The sequence below is a fragment of the Nostoc sp. FACHB-152 genome, from assembly GCF_014697475.1.
Classification (GTDB): Bacteria; Cyanobacteriota; Cyanobacteriia; order Cyanobacteriales; family Nostocaceae; genus Nostoc_B.
The window spans coordinates 1-8,093 of record NZ_JACJRV010000145.1 but is presented as its reverse complement, the minus strand read 5'-3'; the positions used below and the strand labels follow the sequence as shown (position 1 = coordinate 8,093).

General features: G+C 42.5%; 8 protein-coding genes. 5 read left to right on the top strand and 3 right to left on the bottom strand.

Annotation, left to right across the window (positions count from 1 at the left end; all coding sequences use genetic code 11):
* The first annotated feature begins 102 nt into the window (after positions 1–102).
* The 3 genes from H6G76_RS35515 to H6G76_RS35505 are packed head-to-tail and all read left to right on the top strand — an operon-like array spanning position 103 to position 1,732.
* Complete coding sequence (locus tag H6G76_RS35515) at positions 103–393, top strand: peptidase (protein ID WP_190710884.1); 291 nt, start codon at positions 103–105, stop codon at positions 391–393.
* Positions 390–806, top strand: coding sequence for a cupredoxin family copper-binding protein (locus H6G76_RS35510; RefSeq protein ID WP_190710883.1), 417 nt, complete (start codon positions 390–392; stop codon positions 804–806). Before H6G76_RS35515 ends, H6G76_RS35510 begins: the two co-directional genes overlap by 4 nt.
* 14 nt (positions 807–820) lie before the next feature.
* Complete coding sequence (locus H6G76_RS35505; protein WP_190710882.1) at positions 821–1,732, top strand: metallophosphoesterase; 912 nt, start codon at positions 821–823, stop codon at positions 1,730–1,732.
* A 510-nt stretch (positions 1,733–2,242) separates the two neighbouring features.
* On the opposite strand, the gene H6G76_RS35500 is transcribed toward H6G76_RS35505, so the two are convergent.
* Both H6G76_RS35500 and H6G76_RS35495 read right to left on the bottom strand, forming a co-directional pair.
* Positions 2,243–2,671, bottom strand: a complete 429-nt coding sequence (locus tag H6G76_RS35500; protein ID WP_313934894.1) for a sigma-70 family RNA polymerase sigma factor — start codon at positions 2,669–2,671, stop codon at positions 2,243–2,245.
* A gap of 13 nt (positions 2,672–2,684) precedes the next feature.
* Positions 2,685–5,342, bottom strand: coding sequence for a filamentous hemagglutinin N-terminal domain-containing protein (locus H6G76_RS35495; RefSeq protein WP_190710880.1), 2,658 nt, complete (start codon positions 5,340–5,342; stop codon positions 2,685–2,687).
* Positions 5,343–5,577: 235 nt separating this feature from the next.
* Between H6G76_RS35495 and H6G76_RS35490 the strand changes: the two genes are divergently transcribed.
* Both H6G76_RS35490 and H6G76_RS35485 read left to right on the top strand, forming a co-directional pair.
* Positions 5,578–5,799, top strand: a complete 222-nt coding sequence (locus H6G76_RS35490) for a hypothetical protein (protein WP_190710879.1) — start codon at positions 5,578–5,580, stop codon at positions 5,797–5,799.
* A gap of 74 nt (positions 5,800–5,873) precedes the next feature.
* The gene (locus H6G76_RS35485; RefSeq protein WP_190710878.1) at positions 5,874–6,503 is read left to right on the top strand and encodes a hypothetical protein; all 630 of its coding nucleotides are present in this window, start codon (positions 5,874–5,876) and stop codon (positions 6,501–6,503) included.
* A gap of 295 nt (positions 6,504–6,798) precedes the next feature.
* Here the strand turns inward: H6G76_RS35485 and H6G76_RS35480 are convergent.
* A partial coding sequence (locus H6G76_RS35480; RefSeq protein WP_190710877.1) for a hypothetical protein occupies positions 6,799–8,093 on the bottom strand: 1,295 nt, incomplete at its 5' end.

The following is an 8,093-nucleotide window of genomic DNA, read 5'->3' as shown; positions in this document are numbered from 1 at the left end:
GCCTATTTTATTAACCCAGATTTTTGCCAAGCTTACTTCTTTAGGACGTATTCATCCCGTTTCTACAGGCATTAAACCCTCGTAAATTGGCTAAGGTATTGGATGAAAAACACATTTCGCAAATACCATCGGCTAATTGCCACACTCTTTTGTTTGCCGTTATTCTTCACTGCTGTTACTGGTATTAGCATTGCCATCGCCGACACATGGTTGCATCAAGAGGATCTGGCTGGATTTTTCATCACTATTCACACCTTGCAAATCTTTAAACTCGATGCCATTGTGCCAGTTTTAAATGGGCTAGGTCTAATTGGCTTAGTGGTTACCGGAGTGAGTATGACTGGACTGTTTACTAAACGCCGTCAACCAAAGCGGATGGAAGAACGCCCATGAAATACATTTCTTATTTTTTCATAGCGATCGCCAGTGCCTTCTTGGTCATCCTATTGTCGTTGTCATCCTGTAGTCCGAACCATAGGGTAATGACTAGCCAGCCAATGGTGATGGAACAACCCAAGTCCGAACCCCAAACTAGTCAACAAACTGCCGATGCTACAGTCAAAATCCATAATTTCAAATTTGAGCCAGCGAATTTGGTGCTTGCTGTTGGTAAAACTGTTCAATTTATCAATGTCGATGAAGAACCTCACACGGCTACGGCTACGGATGGTACTTTCAACTCTAAAGCACTGGATACCAATGAAACCTGGAACTACATCGCTACTAAACCAGGTACTTATCCCTATATTTGCTCAATACATCCCTTTATGAAAGGGACGTTGACAGTAACAAATAAGAAAAACTAACCTCAGGAATACCAATGCAACGCAGAAAATTTATTGAACACGTAGGCTGGACAGGACTCGGCATTATGTGGACTGTTGGCGGAAATGGCTTATTAACTGCCTGTCAGGTAGGAGAACCAAATACTCAAAAATCATCGACGGCTTTACCGTTTTCCTTCGTTCAAATTAGCGATACGCACATCGGTTTTAAAAAACCTGCAAATGAACACGTGACCGATACGCTCCAGAAAACGATCAATGCAATCAATGCTCTACCCACTCCACCCGCCTTTGTCATTCACACCGGAGACATCTCCCATTTGTCTAAACCAGAAGAATTTGATCAGGCTAAACAACTGCTTTCTCAATTGAAAGTCCCACTGTTTACCCTACCAGGGGAACATGATACAATTGGCGATCACGGCAAAGCCTACGAAGAAGCCTTTAACCGCAAGGATGTCAAAGAAGGCTTACAGGTTTGGGATCAGGCGGGAATCCACTTTGTCTCCTTAACCAATGTGCTGGATTTTGGGGCAACTGGTACGGGCAAACTAGGTCAGGCGCAATTGGATTTGCTCTCCAAAGATTTGGCAGCGCAGAAACAGGATACACCGCTAGTTGTTTTCAGTCATATTCCTCTATATAACCTTTATCCCAAATGGGGATGGGCAACTGCCGATTCGGCAAAGTTGCTCTCACTGATATCTCGTTTTACATCAGTCACAGTATTAACAGGACACATCCATCAAGTGATTGAGCATAACGAAGGTAATATTCGCTTCCACACTGCTGCTGCAACTGCCTATCCCCTCCCCGCTCCAGGTCAGGGTGATCAACCGTCTCCCGTCAAACTGCCCGAAAATAATCTCTTGGCAGTACTCGGATTTCGCACAGTTGAGGTAATTTCCCTTAAGGATACTAGAGTTGACCAACATTCTCTCTTGTAGAAATATAGTTTAAAGGACTTCCAGAAATTAAATTATTCAATTTTGAGAGCGTTGATGATTGTTGATTCTTCCTCTCCCTGCTCACCAAAACGATGGAATATTTTATTACTTGGAAGTCCCTAACAACTGTCTGGTGCGCTTGCATTCTAGTGTTCATCGGGGGCAGCAGTATTAACTCTCTGAATCTTATCCCTCTTCTAAGAAACAGAAATGTTTCTTTACATCCATTAGGAAAGCGATCGCTTTCCTCGGACGCTTATGTCAAACTGGGAAAAGCCAATCCCTGAAAGTCTCTTGGAGCTTTATTTTTCAGTTTTTGACTATAAATTTTAATTTCTATTAGAAAATAAAGACTCAAACTTTGATTAAATACAGGTTCCAATGTTTAGCTACGATTATTGTTTTCCGAAAGTGACAGAACAGGGTTAGGTAGGGATTATATCTTCTGTTCAACAAAAGAATTAATCCACCTTGGATCATATCTATCATCAGGGTCAGGTAATTTCCTCATCAAGAAGTTAAATACTGCCCCATAGATGGTTGCTGACGACGTAAAGCAGTCATTGCTTGCATCTGTATTTGACGCACTCGCTCTCGACTAATATTGAGCTTTTCCCCAATTTGAGCCAAACTTCGTTCTTGATTATCTAACAACCCAAACCGTAAAGTTAATACTTCCCGCTGCACAGGTTTGAGTGTTGCTAATAGATCGCTTAAATTTTGGCGTAACATTTCTTGGTTAATTTGTTCATCTGGTGATGTCCCTTCATGGGCTAAAAGTTCGCTTAGTTCTGTATCTTGGTTATCTCCTACTTTCAAATCTAGAGAAATTGTCCCATTCGCCGCCGCCAAATATTCTCGAATCTGTCCCGGCTGCATATCTAATTTCTGAGCAATTTCTGTGAGCGTGCCACGACGACCGAGTGAAAGTTTGTTGATTTGATGTTTAACGTCAAGAACAGGTAACAGGAGTATAACCTAAGCCTGTAGCATTAAGTGCGGAGGAGATAAGCGTAATGTCACCTTTGTTATTGAACATCCAGCCAGTAGCGGGGACAATAGCGCTCGCTTCAGGTTTAGAGGGTGATTTGGAAATAGGTTTTTTGGGTTGATCTTGCTGTGCTGTGGTAGCACTCAGACGAGTATCTGTCCAAACCACATCAGGGCTGAGGAAATCTTCGGGGCTGAGTGGTAAGCCACCACGTCCAGTGACGGTCAACTCACTAACCTCTTCACCAAAACCACCACAGCTAGAGGAAACTAACGCTGGAGTATTTACTAAACCTGTAGACAGTTTTAATAGTCCCCGATAGGGGTCGAAATTTGGTATGTTGATCGTCACAGTACCATTAGAGCCAAATTCAGAGCTAGCATCAATGTCATTGGTAGTATTTCGGGAAGTAGCTTCTCGTTCTTCAATACCAACATTACCCTGAGATGTAATTTCTATTCTGCCACCTTGACCTTGAGAAGCATTAGCAATAATATCATTGTTTTGCCCAGGAATTGCCACAATAAAACCGTTTGCAGCATCAATATTAATGTTACCGCCGCTCGCGTTGTTGAAAGCTTGAGCGGAAATCAGGCTTTGATTTTGCAACAATAATAAATCTAAATTCTGTAGGTTGATATTTGCTCCGTCTCCCGCGTAATTTTCTCCAGTCAGACTTCCTCGATTCAAGCGAACCTCATTAGCTGTTATGGTCAAGTTGCCAGCAGAACCCGAACCTTGACTGCTTACAGTCACTTCTGCGCCATCTTCAACATTTAACCTTGGGGTTGTAATGTTTAAGTTGCCAGCTTTGCCTGCACCTTGAGCTTGACTGAACAAGGTACTTTTGACTGGGGTGGAATCAATGGTTCCTGTACCGATAACCTGTATTGACTCGGTAGCGTTTACATTCAAAGTTCCGCCAGCACCTTCAGCAAAAGAACCTGATCTTATCTCGCCTCCGTTCCTAGCAACCAACTGCCTGACATTTAAGGTTTGAGTTGCTCCCTGACCTATACCAAAATTATCCGCTGATATTCTGGCTCCATTTTCAACACTCAGCAGTCCAGTGGTTAGATTCAATTTTCCGACATTACCTCTAGCTTCTGGCGCAGCGATGATAAAAACTCCACTGCGGTTAAGATCGTTACCTGAGGCTGTGGCAAGTGGTGAAGTTCCACTCAGTTGAATCGAATCTGAGGCATTAATAGTCAAATTTCCCCCATTTCCGTTTTGCCGTGCTGCTGTAGAAATCTGCGCTCCACCTTGGACAGTTAGCCGTTTAGTTTCAAGAGTTAAAGTTCCCGCATTACCTGCATTTTCTATGGCTGCCTGTGCCACTTGAGCAAAAATCCCGCTAGCATTACTACCATCTGGTGTTCTCCCTCTCACTTCTATACTATCGGAGGCTCTTACTAGCACATTGCCGGCTGAACCTGCCCCAAAAGTAGAAACGTCTATAGCTGCTCCATCTCGGATCACCAGTTTCCCAGTTTCAATAGTTAAATTGCCGCCGTTGCCTGTAGCTTGTTCAAAAACTTGAGAACCCAAAACACTGGGAAACAAACCGTCTGATGTGCTTCCCCCCACTTCTACAGAATCTGAGGCTCTTACTAACACATTTCCTGCTTGACCTTCACCCAGAGTAAAGGTTCCTATCGCTCCACCTTCTTCAACGCTTAATTTGCTGGCATTTACTGCGATATTTCCTCCTATTGCTGTCCCTAAAGCGTTGGAAAAAACTAGGGAACCTTCAGTGATCTTGACGTTCCTACCTTGGAGTTGGATATCGCCACCCCCCTCCCCGCTTCCGTAAACAATTGCACCTTGGGAGATTTGAATATCCTCAAAGTTTTGAATACCTACATAGTTAAGAGCATAGCCTTTTGCAATCTCTGTCAGATTGACTAGACCTGTTCGGGCAACGCTACCTAGCTCAATCCTGCCTCCTGTAGTTGTTAAATTGCCCCCCTCTAACGCCAATTTACCTCCTACCAGCACTAGGGTTTTACCAATAGGAACTTTTAGCCCGATGGGGTTGGGAGGGTCTGCATCTGTAAATTCTCCATTTGGACTTGCCTGGGATTGATTAACAATCCTGCCAGGACTTGAGCTAAATTGCAAACCGATAGGAACACTCACCGTTAATAACGCAGAAGTTTGAGGAGCCGTTGCACTAAATTCAATGCCATCAGCAAACTTCAAGCTATTGGCTGTACTTGCTACAAACGAACCCCCTATCTGCAAAGCTGCATTCGAGCCAAAAACTATGCCATTAGGGTTGATAAAAAACAGATTGACAATTCCATTAGCTCCGATAATGCCATTTATATTAGAGGGCAATCCACCTGTTACACGGATGATGATATTCCTAACTGCCATGTCGTTGTTGAAAAAGGCAGTACCCTCAGAAAAAGAAAACTCCTGAAAGCTATGAAACAAATTGTTCCCTGCTGGAGTGCCTCCCTCAATCAGTCTAATGTTACCTTGAGGAGTAACACTAGAATTCACAGGGAGTGTGGTATCTGAAATAATTTCTGCCGCTGTTGGATAGGAAGCTAACAAGCAAAATAAGACACTCCCATTAAAGCTCCAAAATTTAAATTTAAAAGGGTTCATAAACTGATTTTTTATTATTTCCCATCTTTAAGCGCCCCCCTCATTTTGGTATAAATCACCCTAATAATTAAGTATATTTTTGTGACAAAAAGCTGATTATTTTCTGCGTTAAGAGTTTAGGACTTACGCATTGACAGGAAAAAAGAAATCTGGGCTATGGATTTCAGGCATTAAACCTTGATTTATCGACCTGACCAAGTGAACAACTCTCGAAAGCTAAAGTGTTAATCAGCCATTGGCAGATAGCACAGCTTTCGCCAGATCGCCCTCAACAGCTTCGGTGATATGTCAGGAGATCGCCACACATGGGAATTATGCCTTCGCCCAGACTTTTCCTGTTGCAACATTAGGAATTGAACCTTCCATAGTTAAGCATAATGTGATCAGTAAGAACACTCGTTACTCAAGGCGCGAGCAACCTGAGTCTTCCCCAGATGTCTTCTGTGGGGAGTGTTAAACAGGCATCAAATACATCTTGTAATTAGTGGCAACGAGCAAATAACACCAAACTGCTAAATTAGGAGGCGATCGATGAATCTGATTAAATTAAAGATGGCTAAAGCCGCAGCAGCTCTTACGATGCTAGCCAGTCTGGCTCCGGAGTCTGCTCACGCTCAAAGATTTAGATTTTCCGGAACTTCAAACTTGATAGGTAATCCACCAAACCAAGTGCAGGCAGAAGTTAGTTTTGATTTAAATACCTCGATTTTGGATATCAATCCAAACAATAGTATGGGTTTTTATCCTAGAGCAATTGAGAACTTTACTGATAATGGCGGTTCTTTATTTAACCCTATACCTCCTCAGTCTGGAAATCTGGTGACTTCGAGAATTGATCGGGCTTCTATTCAAAACACGCCTATTCCCGGTCGCCCGGATATTACATATGGCCAACTTGTTTACGACATTGCTGGTTTAAGCAATAATTTACTAAGGTATGATATTACGCTGCAAAGCAATCCTAATACTAGATTGATCTTGTTCGTTCAGAACACTGATGGGGATTTAATTAATTCCTTATCGGGTATCAGTGAAGCTACTCAAATACCTGGAATATTAATTCGTCCCGATGTTACTGAAATATTTGGCTTCTCGGATTTTCCGAGCAGTACTAGCTTTACTCATATCTGGCACCTCTACGTACAACCCCAGGTAAAATAAAAAGATGCGCGATAAAGATACCTTACTTTTATAGGCTCTTGTCGCTAAATCAAGGCTTTTGCTTTTTTACTGAGTAATAAAATTACATAAATTTTTCTTGGTGCAAGATGTGAGCTTCCCACGGGCGCGATTAACGCTCCCGCAAAATATGAAACAAGCACATTTTTCCGATATTTCTCAAATTCTTACTGTATAAGGGTTTTAAAATGTGCAAGTTAAGAGTTAACAAGAAAAGCCACTCTACTGATAGAGTGGCAGATTTTTTCTTCACAGATATTCAACATACCCGTCAGGCTCAGTCCGGTAGCAACTTAGCATCCCAAATGTACAGTCCTTTTTCTTCTGGCACTTTAGAGAATCTGCCTGTGCGAAAACCCCGTGACAATTCATTGAGTACGGCTGGTTTTACTTGTTTGACTTGCTCAAGGGAGAGTTTACCGTACAGTCGCTCAATCACTTCACCTGAATCAAACACTTTTCTCGGATTTTTTTCTAGTAACAAACTAATCGCATCAATCAAAAATTTCCCTTCAAACTCTCCTTTCATGGGTATGACATTAGCTTTCGCTTGTGGAAATGGTTTTCTGGCTTGACTTTGACTTGGTGCAGAAGAAACATCCTTGCTGACATTAACTTTCGCCTGTAGAGCTGTTTTTTTAGTTTGCGTTTGACTCGAAACAGAAGAACTCTCAGCACTAATATTTGTTTGCGCTTGCGGTGCGGGTTTTTCGTTTTTCGATTGGTTCTTGGTTGAAGAACTGTCTTTGCGCTTGGAATTGAGTAACTTCAAATCTACAGTGTAATACCCTGGTTTGCCGGGAACGAGTGACCATTTTCCCTGTTCTCTTCCTTGAGTCAGTGTTGATTGAACTCTACCTTTAACAACTTTCCAAGCTTTCGGCTCTAACTCCCCATAAAGCGATCGCACCACAAAATCTATATGACATACACTACCCTTATACTGCTGTAACAGCTTTTCTACCGCTTCGATGCGTCTTAAAGACTGATACTCACCCAGCATGGGAACATCCTGCCCATATAACGATTTGTCTGGTGCAGTGGTTGTTTTCTCTTGCTTGGTAGGCTCGGCAACTGGAAGCTCCGACGCTTGAGGTGATATCTCGACGGTGCTATTCGGGGCTAATTCAGGTGCTGTCTGTTGAGTATCTGAGGTTTCGTCAAAAGTGTCGCTTTCTCCCTTAGCAGCAACGAGAGCATTTATGGCTGGTGGTGACTCAACATTAGCAGTCTCATCAGATTCGGTTTCATTTGGAGCAACATCTGGTAGTCTACCATTAGATAAGTTTTCTTCCCCTTGAGTTACTTGGTTGGGGGAAGATATACCTGCTGTTGTTATCTTGTTTACTTTTGGTAGTTCAGTCCTATTTGCTACGACTTCCGGCTTGGTTTTTGAAGCTTCTGAGTGAATGCCATTAATGGTTTTTTGGACAGGCAAGGTTAATATTTCTTCTGTGGGTTCTCCAAAGGAGCCATTCGCCTCTGCTGACTCTTCCAAACCCCAGTTAGATAACAACGCTTGGGCATGAGTGAAATTCTCTAATGCTTCTCGATATAATTTTCCGTACTTAT

Excerpts from the sequence above, each read along its gene's own strand:
- H6G76_RS35515 (WP_190710884.1), top strand. The coding sequence starts at position 103 with ATGAAAAACACATTTCGCAAATACCATCGGCTAATTGCCACACTCTTT.
- H6G76_RS35510 (WP_190710883.1), top strand. The coding sequence starts at position 390 with ATGAAATACATTTCTTATTTTTTCATAGCGATCGCCAGTGCCTTCTTG.
- H6G76_RS35495 (WP_190710880.1), bottom strand. The coding sequence starts at position 5,342 with ATGAACCCTTTTAAATTTAAATTTTGGAGCTTTAATGGGAGTGTCTTA.
- H6G76_RS35505 (WP_190710882.1), top strand. The coding sequence starts at position 821 with ATGCAACGCAGAAAATTTATTGAACACGTAGGCTGGACAGGACTCGGC.
- H6G76_RS35485 (WP_190710878.1), top strand. The coding sequence starts at position 5,874 with ATGAATCTGATTAAATTAAAGATGGCTAAAGCCGCAGCAGCTCTTACG.